Below are 16,852 nucleotides of genomic sequence, written 5' to 3'. Positions count from 1 at the left end.
ATGATGTCCCACCAAAATCTAGATTGGGCAAAGCCCACGCGCCGCGAACGATTTGAGCCGGATCGAGGGTTGCGGCAGCGTCAACTGTGCGAACTGATGGGTTGGGATTATCGGCAAGTCGCTCGAACGGCGAAGCAGCAAGGCATGAGTACCCACGCTTACGTGCAGCAACAAACAGGCTGGGTTTTGAGAGCGGAATTGTATTATCCGCCTGAAGATCGCTCTATTGAATAATACTTTCAATAATTAGCTTAGAGATCTCCTAAATATTCTTGGTTTAGATCTGGCTCTATGCGATCGTTGGCGTAGCCTCTCCTGTGGAGAATCTGATTCGCTCTTTCGCCTCCTGCAACTGAGGAGCTGGGCAAGGATCGATCGGTAGCCAATAACTCTAGCGTTCAAAGGGACTGAAATATTTTTAGCTGGCGATCGATTCAAATATTTACAACAGGCTTCTTGATAATAATTAGCAACTACTGTAAACTAATTACAAAAATGGATACAGTGCAATCGCTTACCTCGACTCAATGAGCAAAGATTTGCTATTGGGGAAGCTTTGGCAACGCACTCTACCCAGCACTAAAAAACAACATCTCCATCATGAAACGTTATTTACTCCTTGGCAATAGCCTCTGGCTATTATTTGGCGTGCCAAGCGGTTTGAGCCAGACAGCCATTCAGCCTCAGTTGTTACCCCAACTAGTCTCGCAAGTCAATATCCCCAACGCCACCGTCGAGCCACAAGCAGACACAGAACTAGAAATCACCGTCATCGGCACTCGTACCCGCCGCGCGCTCAAGGATTCCCCCAGTACGGTATCGGTACAGGATCGGCAAGATTTGGATCGAAATTTCGTTCGCAATTTGGGCGATACAATCCGGTACGAGCCAGGAGTATCGGTAGATAATCGTCCGGCTAGAGCTGGCAATGGCAGCGTGAATATTCGGGGGATTGAGGGCAATCGGGTATTGATGTTAGTCGATGGGATTAGATTGCCAGATATTCTGGGGATGACGAATACCAATCGCAATTTAGTCGATTTTGACTGTATCAAACGAATCGAAATTTTACGCGGTTCGGCATCGAGTTTGTATGGCAGCGATGCGCTCGGCGGTGTGGTAGCTTATACCACCAAAGATCCTGAAGATTATTTGCAGGGCAGAAATATTAGCCAGCAGGTAAAGGCGACATATATCGGCGCGAGTCGCAACCTGAGTCAAAATATCGTCCTCGCCGATAAACGCGGCGATATTAGCACATCTATTTGTTATACCCGCCAAGATGGACGCGAGACGAGCAATCTGGGCAATATTGCGGCAAATCCTCAAACTGTGACGGGTAATAATCTGGTGGGGAAGGTTGCTTATCAACTCAATCCCCAAAATCAGCTCATTTTGACAGGCGAATTATTCGACAGGCGGACGTTGACAACGGTTAATAGTAGCCTGGGAGCTTTACCGGGTGCGCCGGGGCAAACAGTCAACCGCACGAGTCAGACGGCTGACGATAATAACACTCGCGGGCGCGTGAGTTTGGGCTATGTATATAGTAATCCGACTGGGAGCGGCGTTCAGAAGATTAGATCGAATATCTATTATCAAAATGCCAATACTACCGAAGAGTCTACCGAATTGCGGACGGTTAGTAGTGCCGCCGGAACTTCACTGCGGCGACGCACGCCATTTAATACCTTCCGTCAGGGCATTGTGGGTGGAGATATTCAGTTAGAAACTAATCTCGGTGGTAACGATATTCGTCAAAAGTTGGTGTATGGAATAGAAGTAAATGTCACAGATACGATTAGATCCCGCGACAATACTGAATTTAACCTCACTACAGCTACCCAAACCAAAAATGTCGGCGGCGAAGCCTTTCCAAATCGGACTTTCCCACCAACTAAGACTACCCGCTTGGGGATCTATCTCCAAGATGAAATCGAGTTAGCTAACGGTCGATTGAGTATCATTCCTTCTGTTCGTTATGATTATTACAACCTCAATCCCAACTCGAACGATGCTGATTTTCGGCGGGTTGGCGTTCTGAGTGGGCGTGTCGATGAGGTTAGAGAGTTAACGGCTTCGGCGATTTCTCCAAAAATTGGTGTTGTCTATAAACTCAGTCCTGAAACATCAATTACCGCTCAATATGCGCGAGGATTTCGGAGTCCACCTTATGATGATGCGGCAATTTCATTCACTAACTTTGCTCAACAATATACTGCGATTCCTAATGCCAATCTCAAACCAGAAACTGGGGACGGATTTGAAATTGGTTTGAAGACAAATGGGGTCAGTTTCAAAGGTAGTGTGGTTGGCTTTTATAATCGTTACGATAATTTTATCGATACCGTGCAAATTGGGACTGCATCGATTGGCGGACAAACCCTCAATCAGTTTCAAGCTCAAAATATTAAAGGGGCGGAAATTTCTGGAGTAGAAGCCAGAGGAGAGTATAAATTTAGTCCCCAACCAGGCGGATTTAGTTTACTGGCGAGTGCGGCTTTAATTAAAGGAACTAATCTCGAAACCAATCAGCCATTAGACTCGATCGATCCATTTAAAGCCGTGTTAGGATTGCGCTATCGATCGAGCGACGAGCGATGGGGGACTGAATTAGTGACGACGCTAGTTAGTGCTAAAGATCGCAATACTACGCCCACCGGATTCAAAACACCTGGCTATACCAATTTCGACCTATTAAGCTATTATAACTTTTCACCCGATACCACCCTCAATCTTGGGCTATTTAATATTTTCAATACTAAATATTATCAAGCATCCGACGTGCGCGGGGTAGCGGCAAATAGTTCGATCTTAGATTTGTATACTCAGCCAGGGTTTAGCGTTGCAGCTAGTTTGGGAATTAGATTTTGAGAAATATAGTCGGAAAATTTTCATCAGATCGCGATATTATCTATCTCCTTATCACTCATGAATACGATCGTGTCAAAAATAACTTCCTTATCTGTCTATGGAATGGGTGGACTGCTAATTTTAAGCAGCTTATTGTGGCTGACTGGTTGCCAAAATACCTCAAATCGCTCGTCGATAAAAGAGGTTAAAGCCACTGTTGCCACTGCAATTCCTACTCCCGCAACCACAGTTCCACCGCCGCAGCTCATTACCAAAGTCAATAACGCTCGACGAGTAGTCGCACTTACCTCTTTGAGTGCTGATATTACCAATCGCCTGAGTCCGACTAGACTAGTGGGGATTACGGGTAGTACGTTGCTCGAAAAAAATCCGGCTTTTAGTAAATTACCCCGCGTCGCGGAAGGACGCACCCCACCCAATCTCGAAAAAATCGTCGCCCTCAAACCAGATTTAGTCATTGGTGCCGCTGGAATGCACGATGGCGTTTTAGCACAACTCCAAAATAGTGGCATTCCCACCTTAGCAACTAAAGTCGATCGCTGGGAAGCTCTATCAGAGTTAACGAAAACATTAGCTAGCTCTTTGCAAGCCGACTCTGCACCACTACTAAAATCTTATCAAGGTTATTTTAAACCAAAACCGACTAAAACAGCCTCTACATTGATTTTAGCTAGCGACCAGCCGCTACTCGCCCCAAATAGTAAAAGTTGGGCGGGAGACTTATTAACTCAATTTGGGGTAAAAAATGTCATTGCCGATCTTCAGGGAAAAAGTCAATTTGCAGGTTATTTAACCCTTTCGCCAGAAAAAGTAGTCACGATCGATCCTGATGTGATTATTTTAATTAATGCGCCTGGTACCGATATTGCTAAGGTGAAAGCCAATCCACTTTTTAAAAACCTCAAAGCTACTAAAAATAATCGGGTGTACGTATTTGATTATTACGGATTAGTCAATCCTGGTAGTGTTACCGCGATCGATCGCGCCACCAAACAATTACGTCAAATCTATCGCTAAATTCAGCTCGGTTAATCGATGTATGCTAGATGGTGGAAATTTCCACCATCTAAATTTCAGCTCTTAATTTAACCCAAGTTGCTACCTACAACCTAAGCGGTTATAAACCGCTCCTCTGCGAAGGCAGACGCTCCGCGAACGGAATGCAAAGTCCGCCTTCACGGACTAGTTTATTAGTCCGCAAAGGCGGACTTTGCAACATTAGCCACGATTTCAATCGTAGGCGTTCTATAGGTAGCAACTTGGGTTAATTTAGAGATCTTACCAAGGTATCGGGAGCCAAAAAGTGACCGATATGATAAGCTCTTTCTTCAGTTTTGAGCAGAATTTGTTCGTATAGATACCGCGTTGCCCGATCTCCCAAACTTTCAGCTTGACTGGCTTGACTGCGGAGCAGTGCGATAATTGCTTGTTCGGCAACCAAGTCATTTTCTAACATTATCCGACAGTTAAACGCACCATCAGCTTCAGAGGTGAAACAGCAAAGTTCCGCCAGCTTAGTAAAACTCGCCGCCGGAACTCCGCCTAAGCCGTCTAAACGTTCGGCAACGTCATGAGCGTGACTTTTGAGTTGCCCATAGCTATCTTCAAAAAACTCGTGCAGCGAGTAAAATTCTGCGCCTTCTACAACAAAGTGATGTTTTTGATATTGCAAATACAAAGCCTGAAAACTTGCCAAAGCGACGTTTAAGCCCTCACAGACTGGTTCAGTTACCGTGAGATCTAAGCCCACGACATTAGCTCCTACTTCACCAAATCCACGCATTAAGCTCTGTGTTGTTGTCATAAATTTCTCGCTCTCTATTTTTTAAAAGTTAATTTTTAACTAGACTATTCGATACTTTTACAGCCAATCACTATCGATCGATTTAGAACAGCAGTCAATAACCCAAGATCTTAACACGATCGATTTGGGTCGAGGAGTGCTCTGTAAACCTTATTGCAACTAATATTCAGGATGCGATTGAGCCTTGGTGTCGCCGCTCCGGTGGGGAATCGAGTAAGTCCGCTATTGATAAATTTTAGTAACAGGATTGCAGGGATCGAGCGGTCTAAAATCGGGTGCCTTAGCTTCTTTCAGGGAGTTATCGCTCGAACTAACCCCGATCGATCTGAGTATAAATACCAGCTTGTTGCTTCTAATTATCATTTAGGGTATTCTAAATTTAAGCAAATCGTTCTCTGTTAAGAATGAAAAAAGTAAATTACTCAGACTGGATCGCCACCATTGATACAGCCTGGGGCGATCGCTGGCAGATCTATCATCGTCTTCAAGAGTTAGAAATTTCTTGTAACTGTTCCACAGGTAAGCCTTTGACAGTATCTGTAGAAACGCCTACAGCGGCTATTCAAGTGTGGAACGTGGCACGACAACCATCACTCGATCGCTGCCAACTGGTGGATTGGTTGGATCGCTGTTTGATTTTACAAGCCGCTCGTCATGGCAGTGAGCTACTTTATGACTAATGAAATTTGTTTTCAGTTAGAAGGTGAATTTTTAGGAGTTTGGGCGATCGATGGTTACAAGCTCAAATATCTGCGCCTCAGAACCGCCGATCGAGATGTCATCATCAAGGTGCCCAAGCAGCTCAGAATGGATCTGGTGTATAAATTAGCCATTGGCGATCGCCTCCGCTGTGAAGGCAGCCAAAAAGATGGGAAATTTAAGGCATCTACAATTGAAAAAGTAGAGCGCGTAGCGTCTTGTGCCGCTCAATGCTCCGCAGGAGAGGATCTGCCGACGATCGCAGCTCCTGTCACCGAGCCAAAAGTTAAGATCCTCATTTGTCAAAAGTCCCATTGTCACAACAATGGTGGCAAAGAAATATACTCGGCTTTGGCAGAACAATTAAATAGCCATGACTTAAATGACAGTGTGACTTTAAAATCCACTGGCTGTCTTAAATGCTGCAAGCAAGCTCCTAATTTAGTAGTTTTACCTGTAGGCAAAACCTCTTTAGCAGCAGCCTCCGAGCTGGAAAATCGTTGGCAAAGCCGCTCCTATGGAGAATCTAGCTATCGGAATGTGAGAATTTCTCAAATTCCAGCAATTATTTCTCAAGTTACTTCGTACCTTTCGATCGAGCCAAACTGAATGCTCGGTTATCAAGCATTTCAACTGAAGTGGGGAAATTAGGTATCGATTGACACTTCCTATGCTAAGTAAATTCTCTCGCGCTCTACCGAGCTAGCTAGATTGATAATCAGCATAGCAAGTAAGATATAATTTATTGATAATTTATTGCAATTATTTATTCGGCATTATTGCTGAGTTATGACAAATCATAGAGATAAAACAATCGATAAAATACCGTCTGGGCAAGCATTTTAGCTATTCTAGTGTGGAATCGAAACTAAGTGACAGTGCTTGACCCAAGCCAAAATTATTTATGATAATATCTCAAGAGTTGTATTCCTGCTGTGTAAATCCCTAAAAATTATGGAACAATTGAGTTTCAGTGCTACATCCAGACAGAATGCCGACAAAAATCTGCTAAATATCTTACTGGCTGGGGTAGGTGGCTCGCTAGTGTTCCACATTGTGGCGATCGCGGGAGTCGCTCAGTGGTGGAAACCTGTCGCCGCGATCGACGAGCCGATGGAAATTACGATGGTGGATACCGATACTGAAAAACCACCAGCAAAGCCCACACCACAGCCAAAAGTAGCTCCGATCGTCAAGACTCCCGCTAAGGTAGAGCCAAAACCAGAGGTGGCAAAACCAGTCCCAATCGTCAAGGTACCTGCGACACTAGAGCCAAAACCAGCTCCAGCCAAGCCAGTCCCGATCGTCAAGACAGCATCAGCACTCAATAATTTCGTCAAACGAGTCCCCACCAAAACTGCCAGTAAACCTGCACCCAAGTCTGTCGAACCACCGTTAAAAGCGGTAACTCCACCAGCATTTCCGGACAAACTATTCAAGCCAGAGCAACCACCAGCGACAACGCCAGTAACACCCAAACCAAAAGTAGCAAAATCGCCTACTTTTACGACTCCCCAACCAAAACAGCCGAAAATAGCCACAGAGCCTCAACCAGAAACGCCCGTCAGTGAAACTCGATCGAGGTTAGCAACTGACTCACCCAATCGCAAGCTGGCTACTCGATCGACAGATACACCGACACCGAATCAGGAGCAAGATTTTGGGCAGGTGACACCGAGCAAAGTTAATGCGCCGACTGAAGAAATTACCCCCAGCAATAACAACCAGTCGGGCTTGGCTGGCACACCCACTAATAGCAGTAAATTAGCTAGTAAATTGGCGGCAAATAATCCTAGCTCTCCCACCGAAGACAACTTTGGTGAAGTTGCACCGAGCAAAATTAAAACACCCACCACCGATGACTTTGCAGGTTCTAATAACAACCAGTCAGGATTGGCAGGTAAACCTACTAGCGGCAAAAAGCTAGGCACTAGACTCGCTGGGAATACTCCTAGTCCTAATACTGCCAGTGATGATAACTTTGGTAACATCGCACCTAGCAAAGTTAATGCCCCCACCAATAACGATTTTGCCAGGGCAAATAACAACCAGTCAGGATTGGCAGGTAAACCTACTAGCGGCGGAAAACTAGGCACTAGACTAGCTGGGAATACTTCTAGTCCTAATAATGCTAATAATGGTGCGCCTAGCGGCGTGGCTCAAGGCAATAGTTGGCGTGCTACTAGAGCAGAACCAGGTGCTGGCTTAAAACCTAATTCTGGCAATGGCAGCGGCGATGCTGGTGGAAAAGCATTTGGACTGCAATGTATTAACAGATGCGAAATTAGCGGATTGACAGATTTAGAAGATCGCGATGGGGGCAAAGATAAATTACGAATTAAGATCGCCATCGATCCCCAAGGCAATGTCACCAGTGCGAGTATCGTCAAATCTAGTGGCAATTCAACGATCGATCGAGTCACGATCGATGGAGTCAAACAAATGCAATTTAGCCCTCCAGGGAAGGTATTAGAACGAGTCGTCAAGGCAAATATTTTACTATGATTCAGTCGAGCGCGATAATTGGAGCAACAAAATTCGATCGATCTAAATTTTTTTGATAAGATTTTTCGAGATTATATGAATTATTTGAGAATATTAACCACGGGTGCAATTGGAGTTGCAGCAGCAATTTGTCAAACCCATCTGGCGATCGCTGCTAGTATCACCTTACCCGATGGGAGTAAATGTGAGGGCGAAGTTAGCAAAGGAGTTTTAAACGGTCAGGCTACTTGCCAATATGCTAGTAAAGACACCTATACTGGCACATTTAAAGATGGTAAATTCTCTGGAACTGGTAAGTATACATTTGCCGCTGGCGGCAGTTATCAAGGCGCATTTAAAGACGGTCAAATTGAGGGTAAAGGAGTAAGAATCTATCCAGATGGCGATCGCTATGAAGGCGAATTTTCCAAAGGCGAACCCAATGGTATCGGGAATTATATTGCTGCTGGTGGTGGCGGTTATCAAGGCGAATTCAAAAATGGGTCTCCCGCAGGCAAAGGTACATTTACCTTTAAAAATGGCGATCGCTGTACCGGGATAGTTACGAATACTCAACTCAATGGGGCTGGTACTTGCGAATACAAAAATGGCAATAGCTATCAAGGTAATTTGGCGAATGATAAGCCAGATGGTAAAGGTACGATGACTTTTGCCGACAAGAGTACCTATACTGGCGAATTTAAAGCCGGACAATTTGCAGGTACAGGGACTCGGAAGTACAAAAATGGTAATGTTTATACTGGTACCTTTGTTAATGGTTCTCCCAGTGGCAAAGGATCATTAACTCTAGCCAGTGGCGATAATTATACCGGTGATTTCGCGGCGGGAAAATTTAATGGTACTGGTACCTATAAATTCAAAAATGGCGATAGTTATACCGGAGAATTTAAAGATAGCAAATTTGCAGGTACAGGTATAATTGTCACGGAGGGAAATCGTTGTGAAGGAGAATTTAGTAATGGCGAACTAAATGGTAAAGCTACCTGTAAATATAAAGGCGGCGAACAATTTACTGGCGAATTTAAAAATGGCGATCGAGAAGGCAAAGGAGTATTAACTTCTGCCAACGGTAGTAAAATAGAAGGAACTTGGAAAGCAGGGAAAATGCAATAATTATGGATAATTTAATTAAAATTTTTAATGCAGGTGGGTTTGTGATGTACCCACTACTATTAGGATCGATTTTAGTCATTGCGCTGGCGATCGAAAGACTAAATTTTTGGATTAAAATCGGGCGCAGACAAACACCGATGATTAGGACAATATTAGATTTATATCAGAACAGATCGCCGTTAGTCTTCGACAAACTCGAACGCGAACGCGATTTACCGATCGCCAGAATCTTTATGGCAGGAATTGGATTAAAAGATGCTACCCCTGACGAATTTCGGTTAGCATTAGAAAGTGAATCTCATGCCGAAATTCCGATTTTGCGGCGATTTATTAGTGTGTTTGATGCCATTATCGGGTTAGCTCCACTTTTAGGACTTTTAGGTACTGTTACGGGTTTAATTGCTTCATTTGATTCCCTGAAAATTGGTCAAAGCGTCGGTGCTGGCTCTAATAACGTCGTCGGTGGTATTTCTGAAGCATTAATTAGTACGGCAACAGGCGTAATCGTCGCAGTAATTGCGTCGCTATGTGCAAATTTATTTCGGGCATTATACCAACGGCAATTGTCTCAAATTCAAGAATCCACAGGTCAGTTAGAACTAATTCACCGTCGCAATTGGCAACAACCAGGCTAGTAATTAAAGATACTTTTCAAATAGCAGTAGTCAAATAGTAGTGGCAATTTACAAATTGTCACTACTATTTTGAAAAGTGTAGGTTTGATTTTATTTTTATCAACCATAAATTTATCGAAGAGCAGGATTTAATCTCGATCTCAAAATAAACTTATTACTCATTAATTATTACTTAATAAGAAATTATGCGCTTACTAACTGATGCAGAAGACCGTGCCCCCGAAGTCAATATCGTGCCTCTGATGGATGTAATTTTCGCGATTTTAACCTTTTTTGTGATGACATCTTTACTCCTCAGCCGGACTGAAGGATTGCCAGTCAATCTCCCTGGTGCGAGTTCTGGCAAAAGTCAAGACCAAACTAAAATAGTCGTGACAATCGATCCACAAGGTGCGATCTCCCTCAACCGTCAACCGACAGATTTAGCCACCTTAACGCCCAAAATTGAGGCACTGGGGGCTAAAAATGAGGGGGCACTGGTAGTGATTAATGCGGATGAAAAAGTCGGTCACGGACAAGTAGTTGCAGTGATGGATCGAGTTCGTCAAATTCCAGGGGTGAAGATGGGAATTGCGACTAAAAGGAAGTAATAAGTCAGCCCAATCGTTACTCGATCGATAGCTTCTAACCACATACTTTTTGTATTAACCCTCGATTGATGTGCTGTAGCGACCAGGTAGAAAGTTGTTTATTGGATACTGATCGCCAAAACTGCAATCAGCACGATCTCTATTTAAAAAATAAATTTAGGTGAGACTCGATCGGCAACAAGATGGTATAATTATGGATTGTGTGCCAAACTAGTCAGCAAATATGACCGAAACCGAAACATTACCAGTAACAACATCCAAATTTATCCTCAAAGTGCTGTGGTTGGATGAGAACGTTGCTTTAGCCGTAGACCAAGTAGTTGGAAAAGGGTTGAGTCCGCTCACCGCTTATTTTTTCTGGCCTCGCAACGATGCGTGGGAACAACTCAAAGCCGAATTAGAAGCCAAGCACTGGATCGCAGAAGTCGATCGAGTGGGTATTCTCAACCAGGCTACTGAAGTGATCAATTACTGGCAAGAAGAAGGTAAAGGTCGTCCCTTACCTGAAGCTCAAGCCAAGTTTCCTGAAGTTATCTTTACTGGCAGCAACTAGATTTATCTGTTGGGTATTGGGTGATGTCCTGAGTTTGTCACAGGAGATCTGGTATTTAACATCTGTGACAAGTTAAGGTTTTCGATCGAATGTCAACACCCATATATAGCGTGGCTGTTGGTTCGGTCTCACTATATATCAAAAAACTCGATTGATAGTGCTAATGTATTCGATCTCTGAATATCTGATGTAACGGTCGATCGAAGGATCGCCAAACGTGCTTGACAATTGCGATCGCGCCTTAACTTGTCACGAATGGGTATTTAAAGCATTTACCCCATTACCCGACTATCTCGATCTAAAGCTCGACACAAATGTGGCGATCGAATCGAGTGCGAGCGATCTACTAAGCTAGCGGAGATCGACTTAAAAATATGTTTGGCAATTTCGGCGATAGTTGGCAGTGTCAGTTACGGGTTCTAGAACGTTTTGCTAGTCGAGCTAACACTATATATCCAACCGTGAAGCCAATTAGATTCATTGGGGTTGAAAGCAAGACAATTAACCAGCCATATTGTAATCCCCAACTCATCCCTTGCAAGATTTTACCTAAATAATTCTCTGGAATAAAGCCATGCTGCATATCGTGGATTTGCCATAGGACCCCGCCGAAAGGACTAGATATAACGATCGTCAGCAGCATGACCATCGCGACCTCCCGCCACTGCTGGATGCTTGTGGTGCTACCGTAGCGATCGATCCAGCCCAAACCCACAATCCCGAACGCGACTGAGACGATCGCGATGTATTGAAATGGATGCTGGTTATGGTATGCAAACATTCGATATAAAGTTGCGATCGGATAATGCCAGTTAAAGATGTACTTGAGTACGAGAAATGCCGCCGAAAGAGAGCTAAATAAGGTCGTAAATAATACTAAGAAATTTATAGCGCGCTCGATTCTGAGCTTACTCATATTGAATTTGATATCTTCAGATCGATCTGGCGTTCCAAATCTGTTATATTTGTTGAGTTATCTAGATTAACATCTGCTAGGGCCATTTTTTCGGCAAGCGGCATCTGACTCTCGATGCGCTTGATGGCGGCTGTTTTGTCGATGAGATCGCGCTGCATCACCCGCTCGATCTGGGTAGACAGATCGCAACTAACTACCCAAATCTCTGTGACTAGATCGGTGATTTTGGCTTCAAATAGCAATGGAATTGCGAGTACGGCGGTGGCATCTGGCTGGAGGCGACTAATTTCTCGATCGAAGCAATGGCGGACATAGGGATGAATTTGTGATTCTAACCATTGCCGCTCGACTGGATTGTTAAAGATAATTTCGCCCAATTGGGGACGATCGAGTGTTCCATCCGATCTCAAGATATCGTCACCATAACGTTGACCGATCGCTGTTAAAATGGGCGAACCAACTGCGACAGCCGCTCGCGCATAGATATCTGCATCCAAAATTGGCAAGTGATATCTTGAGTGCAAGTAGTTGGTAACTGTACTTTTGCCTGTGCCAATGCCGCCAGTAATTCCAATTAGACGCATAAGCTAGTGAATAGTTAGTAGTGGATAGTTGATAGTTGATATTTTGAGTTATTTTTGATAATTAGATTGAGAATATTTTTATCATGGACGATCGTTTAGATAATAGTAAATCTAGAGATGTTTGGGGATTAATTCGAGAGTTTAATGCAGGGCGCGATCCGATGATGCTGGAGCGCAAGTATAATAAAATGCGTAAAAATGCTTTGTCATTTTTTAGAGGGACGTGCCATCTATTTTATCGAGATTTACCTGTAACGTCTAGTCTAAATTTAGCTCCACATGCATGGATTTGTGGGGATTTACATTTAGAAAATTTTGGAGCTTATAAAGGCGACGACCGTCAAATTTATTTTGGTATTAACGATTTTGATGAAGGGATGCTGGCTCCTTGTACTTGGGATGTCGCGCGATTGGTAACAAGTATATTTTTAGCAGCAGAAAGTTTATCATTGGATTGTGCCGAGGGCGAGCGATTGGCAGAGGTTTATTTGAATAGATATGCGGCGACACTTCGCTCTGGCAGTATTCGTGCGATCGTCGCAGACAATGCCTTTGGCATTGTTGCAGAATTACTCAAAAAGATCGGTCGTCGCAAACGCCAAGAGTTATTAGACGAACGGACTGAGTTAATTGGCGATCGGCGTCAGCTAAAATTTGATGATGATAAAATCTTAAAGATCGATCGAGATAAATACGAGCTAGTCCGTCAGGTAATTTTTGATTGGGCACAAACTCAAGATAGAGCGGATTTTTTTGAAGTTTTAGATATCGGATTTCGCGTTGCAGGTAACGGGAGTTTAGGACTCGATCGGTACTTAATTTTAGTCGCAGGTAAGGGTTCGCCAGAGCGCAACTATCTACTCGATTTCAAACAGCAGCCGCTCTATGTCTTGCCAACATTTTTAAGTGACGTTCAACCCCAGTGGGAAAATTCGGCAACCAGAGTCATGAAGGTACAACAATTAGTGCAATCGGCACCGCCAGCGTTACTCGCTGCAATTGATTTTAATAATAGTAGCTATTTATTAAGGGAACTCCAACCCACGCAAGATAAAATTGAATTAAAAGATGCTAACATCGGGATCGATCGACTCGAAACATTAGTCGCGACCATGGCTGAAGTCACGGCGTTTGCACAGCTTCATAGTAGTGGTAAATTAGGCGCGGCGATCGCTCAAGAGCTACTCGATTTTGGCGAAAATCTAGATTGGCAACAAGATGTGCTAATTTATGCTAATAATTATGCTAGGCAAGTTCACAGCGATTATCAGGATTTTTGTCAGGTAACTTTAGAGCAATAATCGATCGAACTCCGACTGGAGATGCTTGCATCTTGCACCACGATATCTTTACTATTGGTTGTGTGAGGGTAAAGGGAACGTGGGAAGGGGCAAAAGGCTAACTGTTAATATTTTTTACCCTTTACCCCTTAACCTTTTTCCTTTACCCTACTTAACTAGAGATCTCGATTGATGGCGCAAGATGTGGAGATGTACATCTTGCCGCAAGTAACCTCCCTAACCCTTTAATTTAAGTCCAGCGTGAGATATTTTAGATTACTAATTGGGATTGGCACGATCGCGTTAACTGCTTGTACCCGCACTCTACCCACATCATCGGTACCGCAGTCTCCCGCCCCAGTTATTACTCCCACACCAACAGTTTCTACCTCGCCAGGTGTTACTGCCACAGCAACAAGTTTGCCTAATTCCGTTATTGCCACCACTCCATCAGCAGCCACTGTACCGACGACAGCAATTCCCTCCATTGCACCATTACCATCTGCGGGTATGCTGCCGCAAATTGGCGATTATCAAGTCATTGATGAGTTTAAGCAGCCTCAATTTATGGCTCAGAGTCGAGATATTTTGAAAGCGGCAAGTCTACCGAGTAGTAAAGTCAAATTTAATCCCCCCGACTTATTAGTAGTCTTAAAAAGTACTCGTAAATATTTTAAAAATAGCTTAGATAGCGATCCAGATCTCCAGCGCGAGGGTATTTTGGGCAAGCAAGGAGTAACTGTTGCCGATATTGTCAAAACCTTAGACTTTATGGTGCTGACATTACAGCAAGATATCAAAGCCAAAAGAGCGATCCGCCTGCAAGATCCTAAGTTTTTAAATACCAATTTTCGCACGATCCAATGGACGGCATTCAATCCTACTGCAACAGAGCAAAAACGGGTACGAATGACTAAATATGCGGTATTTACACATCCAGGTTCGCGAACTCCAACTAAAGAATTTAATACCGGAATTTATGCACTCAAACCAGGTACCGATATCGATGCCATTCGGCTGAAATATACCAAACAAGATGTCTTAAAAAATATCTATGAGCCGGAAGGGCAAGAATTTGGAGCCGTAGAACCGCTAGCTTATCTCGATCGCGAGGGTTTGGAATCAGCCTTAATGGAAGGTACGATCTTAATTAAATTCACCGACGGTAAATCGGCATTCTTTAACGTCGATCGCAATAATAATATCCCTTATGTTAAAGGTCTAGCTCCAACAGAACAAAAGAGATATTGGTATTTTAAACCTGTCAAGGCAATTAAAGGCTACGGTCAAACGATCGAGACTAAAATTTCGCTCAGACCGGGGGTAACTTTTGCCGGGGATGTGCTAAATATCGGCTTGGGTAGAATTGTCGTAACGGAGAATTCGATCGATGGTAAACCACAGTTGCGAATGGGAATTATTGCCGATACGGGTGGGGCATTTTTACCCAATTTACATCAGCTAGATTTCTTGGCGGGAGTGTTCGATAGTAAGGATGATTTTACAACATATATTCGCAAGCTACCGGAATATACCAAGGCATATATTCTCGTCAAAAGGTAATAATTAAGTCGGTATGTGTAATTATTTACTCGATAGAAAATGATAATGCCTGAAACCTAGTAGGCTACGGCAGAAATTCACCCACTATTTGATTTTGGATTTTGGATTTTGGATTTTGGATTTTGGATTGAAATTCGTGAATAGCTATTTGAGAATACTGGTTCTATTTCCGCCGCCTAGTACTAGTTGGTGGGTAGTGCCTTCTGCCAACTATCAACTATCAATTATCAACTATCACTCGATGTTCAAGTTTTTAAGCTACAGCTCGACGATTGAGGGAGGGAGTGGGTTCTAAGCGACCTAAATCTCTACCACTCATATGTTTACCAGACGATCTCAAAAGGAAAAACTCCTGAACTGATTGACTTAATTGATTCAACTGCTCAACCGGATTAGGTGCTTGTAGCAACTGCTCAAAATATAACAACAAAGCTTCCATCTGAAGATTGCGGAGTAGACTGCCCACAGTATATGCGGGCAGCTTGCTGTCAACGCGGGCTATTTGTCTCGGGTGAAGCAAGAGGCATAAGTCAAGCAACAGACTCAGGGTCAGGCCACGGCTTGTCCCTTCTTTACCTGTTTGCTTGGCCAACTGCGCCCAACCTTCATAAGACTTCCAGTCCTCGATGAAAACCTCTACTAACCATCTCAGTGTATACGCTTGGATGATATCTATGGTGCGCCAAGTCAGATCCGTAGCAACTAAATATCGATAATCTTGCTCACCCGGATACTTCAGCGCAATCACAAATCGCTTTTTTCCGTGAGCACAAACTTCCACTCTGATACTTCCAACATTGGCTGTAATGGCAGGTTGACCTCGAATACTCAACTCTTGAGGAACTCCCGGATAACTTGAAAAATAGTGCTTTAGGCTTTGTTTTCGGCCTCGAAAACGAATATTTTGGTTATAACGCAATTGGCTAATGACTTGGACTCCACCAAATAAGCCTGATGCTGCATCCATGAATTTTGCCTGACCATATAGTGCATCAGCAACGACGGCTTTGATCTTGATTTGACTGTGGTGCTTCCGAAACTGCTCCATTAATCGCAACACTAATTCTGGTTTAGTTGGGTAGTCTGGATTATGGGGTGGAGCCTCTGGGCGGTTTTTTTTCGCGATACCTTTCTTTCTCAGACGTTGATCTTCTCTTGTCCATGCTTGTTGTTGAGGGTCAGGTTGATAGACCTCAAATCCAACTGGCAAGCTCACTTTGTCAGTAACTAGTATTAATAACACTATGTTTTGACCATTTATATATCCCCCGCTACCTTTGTCTCTGATTTTATGGGTTTTGAATAACCTTGGTGTCTTCTTACTGCGCTGATGATCTGAGTCGTCAGTCACCAAAGTACCTCCAGAAATACCATACTGCTTGAGCACTATTGCTATACTAACTTGAAGCATCATCTCCCATGGCAGTTTGGATTTGCGAAACATCCATGATAAGGCTCCCAGGCTGTATTTCCCCAGGCTCACCCGTTCAAATCTTGCCCAGCATACGCTGTTCGTCAGTATTATGCCCATCAGACAGAATCCGATCCATCCACGCTGAATTCTGCTCAAGCCCCCATCTGGATTGTAACTTTTCAGTCCCTTGTTCAATTCGTTGATAAAGTCTTCGATGAAGGGCAAAGGCTTATTGAGTAGCATGTCTTTACCTTTCTATACCGATCCTTCATCCCATATCATACACTTCAGCAGTTTTCAAAAACTTGAACATCGAGTATCA

Annotated in this window: 17 protein-coding genes; 13 read left to right on the top strand and 4 right to left on the bottom strand. The window is 43.6% G+C overall.

Annotation, left to right across the window (positions count from 1 at the left end; translation table 11 throughout):
- The 3 genes from CHA6605_RS10905 to CHA6605_RS10895 all read left to right on the top strand — a co-directional run bounded on the left by CHA6605_RS10905 (nucleotide 1) and on the right by CHA6605_RS10895 (nucleotide 3,891).
- Nucleotides 1–234 (top strand): hypothetical protein, encoded by a 234-nt coding sequence (locus tag CHA6605_RS10905; RefSeq protein ID WP_041547917.1) that lies wholly within the window; start codon nucleotides 1–3, stop codon nucleotides 232–234.
- A gap of 366 nt (nucleotides 235–600) precedes the next feature.
- Nucleotides 601–2,874 (top strand): TonB-dependent hemoglobin/transferrin/lactoferrin family receptor, encoded by a 2,274-nt coding sequence (locus CHA6605_RS10900; protein WP_015159513.1) that lies wholly within the window; start codon nucleotides 601–603, stop codon nucleotides 2,872–2,874.
- Nucleotides 2,875–2,931: 57 nt separating this feature from the next.
- Nucleotides 2,932–3,891 (top strand): ABC transporter substrate-binding protein, encoded by a 960-nt coding sequence (locus tag CHA6605_RS10895; protein ID WP_015159512.1) that lies wholly within the window; start codon nucleotides 2,932–2,934, stop codon nucleotides 3,889–3,891.
- 247 nt (nucleotides 3,892–4,138) lie between these two features.
- Here the strand turns inward: CHA6605_RS10895 and dpsA are convergent, their stop codons facing one another.
- Nucleotides 4,139–4,678, bottom strand: coding sequence for a DNA starvation/stress protection protein DpsA (dpsA, locus tag CHA6605_RS10890; RefSeq protein WP_015159511.1), 540 nt, complete (start codon nucleotides 4,676–4,678; stop codon nucleotides 4,139–4,141).
- Between the two features lie 404 nt (nucleotides 4,679–5,082).
- Between dpsA and CHA6605_RS10885 the strand changes: the two genes are divergently transcribed.
- The 8 genes from CHA6605_RS10885 (at nucleotide 5,083) to CHA6605_RS34050 (ending at nucleotide 11,128) form a co-directional block, all read left to right on the top strand.
- A complete protein-coding gene (locus tag CHA6605_RS10885) occupies nucleotides 5,083–5,358 on the top strand; it encodes an Asr1405/Asl0597 family protein (RefSeq protein WP_015159510.1) in 276 nt (91 codons plus the stop codon).
- A complete protein-coding gene (locus CHA6605_RS10880) occupies nucleotides 5,351–5,986 on the top strand; it encodes a (2Fe-2S) ferredoxin domain-containing protein (protein WP_015159509.1) in 636 nt (211 codons plus the stop codon). The genes CHA6605_RS10885 and CHA6605_RS10880 overlap by 8 nt, the downstream gene beginning before the upstream one ends.
- A 345-nt stretch (nucleotides 5,987–6,331) precedes the next feature.
- The gene (locus CHA6605_RS10875; RefSeq protein WP_015159508.1) at nucleotides 6,332–7,882 is read left to right on the top strand and encodes an energy transducer TonB family protein; all 1,551 of its coding nucleotides are present in this window, start codon (nucleotides 6,332–6,334) and stop codon (nucleotides 7,880–7,882) included.
- A gap of 75 nt (nucleotides 7,883–7,957) precedes the next feature.
- Nucleotides 7,958–8,995 (top strand): MORN repeat-containing protein, encoded by a 1,038-nt coding sequence (locus CHA6605_RS10870; RefSeq protein ID WP_015159507.1) that lies wholly within the window; start codon nucleotides 7,958–7,960, stop codon nucleotides 8,993–8,995.
- 2 nt (nucleotides 8,996–8,997) lie between these two features.
- On the top strand, nucleotides 8,998–9,630 hold the full coding sequence (locus CHA6605_RS10865; RefSeq protein ID WP_015159506.1) for a MotA/TolQ/ExbB proton channel family protein: 633 nt from the start codon (nucleotides 8,998–9,000) through the stop codon (nucleotides 9,628–9,630).
- Nucleotides 9,631–9,815: 185 nt separating this feature from the next.
- On the top strand, nucleotides 9,816–10,220 hold the full coding sequence (locus CHA6605_RS10860; RefSeq protein ID WP_015159505.1) for an ExbD/TolR family protein: 405 nt from the start codon (nucleotides 9,816–9,818) through the stop codon (nucleotides 10,218–10,220).
- A 223-nt stretch (nucleotides 10,221–10,443) separates the two neighbouring features.
- Nucleotides 10,444–10,773: a 30S ribosomal protein PSRP-3 gene (locus CHA6605_RS10855; RefSeq protein WP_015159504.1), complete on the top strand. Its 330-nt coding sequence runs from the start codon at nucleotides 10,444–10,446 to the stop codon at nucleotides 10,771–10,773.
- A 217-nt stretch (nucleotides 10,774–10,990) separates the two neighbouring features.
- Nucleotides 10,991–11,128, top strand: a complete 138-nt coding sequence (locus CHA6605_RS34050; protein ID WP_157259960.1) for a hypothetical protein — start codon at nucleotides 10,991–10,993, stop codon at nucleotides 11,126–11,128.
- Nucleotides 11,129–11,179: 51 nt separating this feature from the next.
- On the opposite strand, the gene CHA6605_RS10850 is transcribed toward CHA6605_RS34050, so the two are convergent.
- Both CHA6605_RS10850 and coaE read right to left on the bottom strand, forming a co-directional pair.
- On the bottom strand, nucleotides 11,180–11,689 hold the full coding sequence (locus tag CHA6605_RS10850) for a hypothetical protein (protein ID WP_015159503.1): 510 nt from the start codon (nucleotides 11,687–11,689) through the stop codon (nucleotides 11,180–11,182).
- Nucleotides 11,686–12,273 (bottom strand): dephospho-CoA kinase, encoded by a 588-nt coding sequence (gene coaE / locus CHA6605_RS10845; RefSeq protein WP_015159502.1) that lies wholly within the window; start codon nucleotides 12,271–12,273, stop codon nucleotides 11,686–11,688. Before coaE ends, CHA6605_RS10850 begins: the two co-directional genes overlap by 4 nt.
- 83 nt (nucleotides 12,274–12,356) lie before the next feature.
- Between coaE and CHA6605_RS10840 the strand changes: the two genes are divergently transcribed.
- On the top strand, nucleotides 12,357–13,574 hold the full coding sequence (locus tag CHA6605_RS10840; protein WP_015159501.1) for a DUF2252 domain-containing protein: 1,218 nt from the start codon (nucleotides 12,357–12,359) through the stop codon (nucleotides 13,572–13,574).
- A gap of 240 nt (nucleotides 13,575–13,814) precedes the next feature.
- A complete protein-coding gene (locus tag CHA6605_RS10830) occupies nucleotides 13,815–15,116 on the top strand; it encodes a hypothetical protein (RefSeq protein ID WP_157259959.1) in 1,302 nt (433 codons plus the stop codon).
- 253 nt (nucleotides 15,117–15,369) lie between these two features.
- On the opposite strand, the gene CHA6605_RS10825 is transcribed toward CHA6605_RS10830, so the two are convergent.
- Nucleotides 15,370–16,773 carry a transposase gene (locus CHA6605_RS10825; RefSeq protein ID WP_015158689.1) on the bottom strand — a complete coding sequence of 468 codons (1,404 nt, stop codon included), beginning with the start codon at nucleotides 16,771–16,773 and terminating at the stop codon, nucleotides 15,370–15,372.
- Nucleotides 16,774–16,852: the final 79 nt, after the last annotated feature.

It is taken from the genome of Chamaesiphon minutus PCC 6605 (genome assembly GCF_000317145.1).
In the GTDB taxonomy this organism is placed as follows: domain Bacteria; phylum Cyanobacteriota; class Cyanobacteriia; order Cyanobacteriales; family Chamaesiphonaceae; genus Chamaesiphon; species Chamaesiphon minutus.
Note: the sequence above shows the minus strand (reverse complement) of the source record. Positions and strands in the feature narration are given on the sequence as shown.

What these genes read in the sequence shown, in the direction of transcription:
- CHA6605_RS10905 (WP_041547917.1), top strand. Translation starts at nt 1, where the DNA reads ATGATGTCCCACCAAAATCTAGATTGGGCAAAGCCCACGCGCCGCGAA.
- CHA6605_RS10900 (WP_015159513.1), top strand. Translation starts at nt 601, where the DNA reads ATGAAACGTTATTTACTCCTTGGCAATAGCCTCTGGCTATTATTTGGC.
- CHA6605_RS10895 (WP_015159512.1), top strand. Translation starts at nt 2,932, where the DNA reads ATGAATACGATCGTGTCAAAAATAACTTCCTTATCTGTCTATGGAATG.
- dpsA (WP_015159511.1), bottom strand. Translation starts at nt 4,678, where the DNA reads ATGACAACAACACAGAGCTTAATGCGTGGATTTGGTGAAGTAGGAGCT.
- CHA6605_RS10885 (WP_015159510.1), top strand. Translation starts at nt 5,083, where the DNA reads ATGAAAAAAGTAAATTACTCAGACTGGATCGCCACCATTGATACAGCC.
- CHA6605_RS10880 (WP_015159509.1), top strand. Translation starts at nt 5,351, where the DNA reads ATGACTAATGAAATTTGTTTTCAGTTAGAAGGTGAATTTTTAGGAGTT.
- CHA6605_RS10875 (WP_015159508.1), top strand. Translation starts at nt 6,332, where the DNA reads ATGGAACAATTGAGTTTCAGTGCTACATCCAGACAGAATGCCGACAAA.
- CHA6605_RS10870 (WP_015159507.1), top strand. Translation starts at nt 7,958, where the DNA reads ATGAATTATTTGAGAATATTAACCACGGGTGCAATTGGAGTTGCAGCA.
- CHA6605_RS10865 (WP_015159506.1), top strand. Translation starts at nt 8,998, where the DNA reads ATGGATAATTTAATTAAAATTTTTAATGCAGGTGGGTTTGTGATGTAC.
- CHA6605_RS10860 (WP_015159505.1), top strand. Translation starts at nt 9,816, where the DNA reads ATGCGCTTACTAACTGATGCAGAAGACCGTGCCCCCGAAGTCAATATC.
- CHA6605_RS10855 (WP_015159504.1), top strand. Translation starts at nt 10,444, where the DNA reads ATGACCGAAACCGAAACATTACCAGTAACAACATCCAAATTTATCCTC.
- CHA6605_RS10850 (WP_015159503.1), bottom strand. Translation starts at nt 11,689, where the DNA reads ATGAGTAAGCTCAGAATCGAGCGCGCTATAAATTTCTTAGTATTATTT.
- coaE (WP_015159502.1), bottom strand. Translation starts at nt 12,273, where the DNA reads ATGCGTCTAATTGGAATTACTGGCGGCATTGGCACAGGCAAAAGTACA.
- CHA6605_RS10840 (WP_015159501.1), top strand. Translation starts at nt 12,357, where the DNA reads ATGGACGATCGTTTAGATAATAGTAAATCTAGAGATGTTTGGGGATTA.
- CHA6605_RS10825 (WP_015158689.1), bottom strand. Translation starts at nt 16,773, where the DNA reads ATGCTACTCAATAAGCCTTTGCCCTTCATCGAAGACTTTATCAACGAA.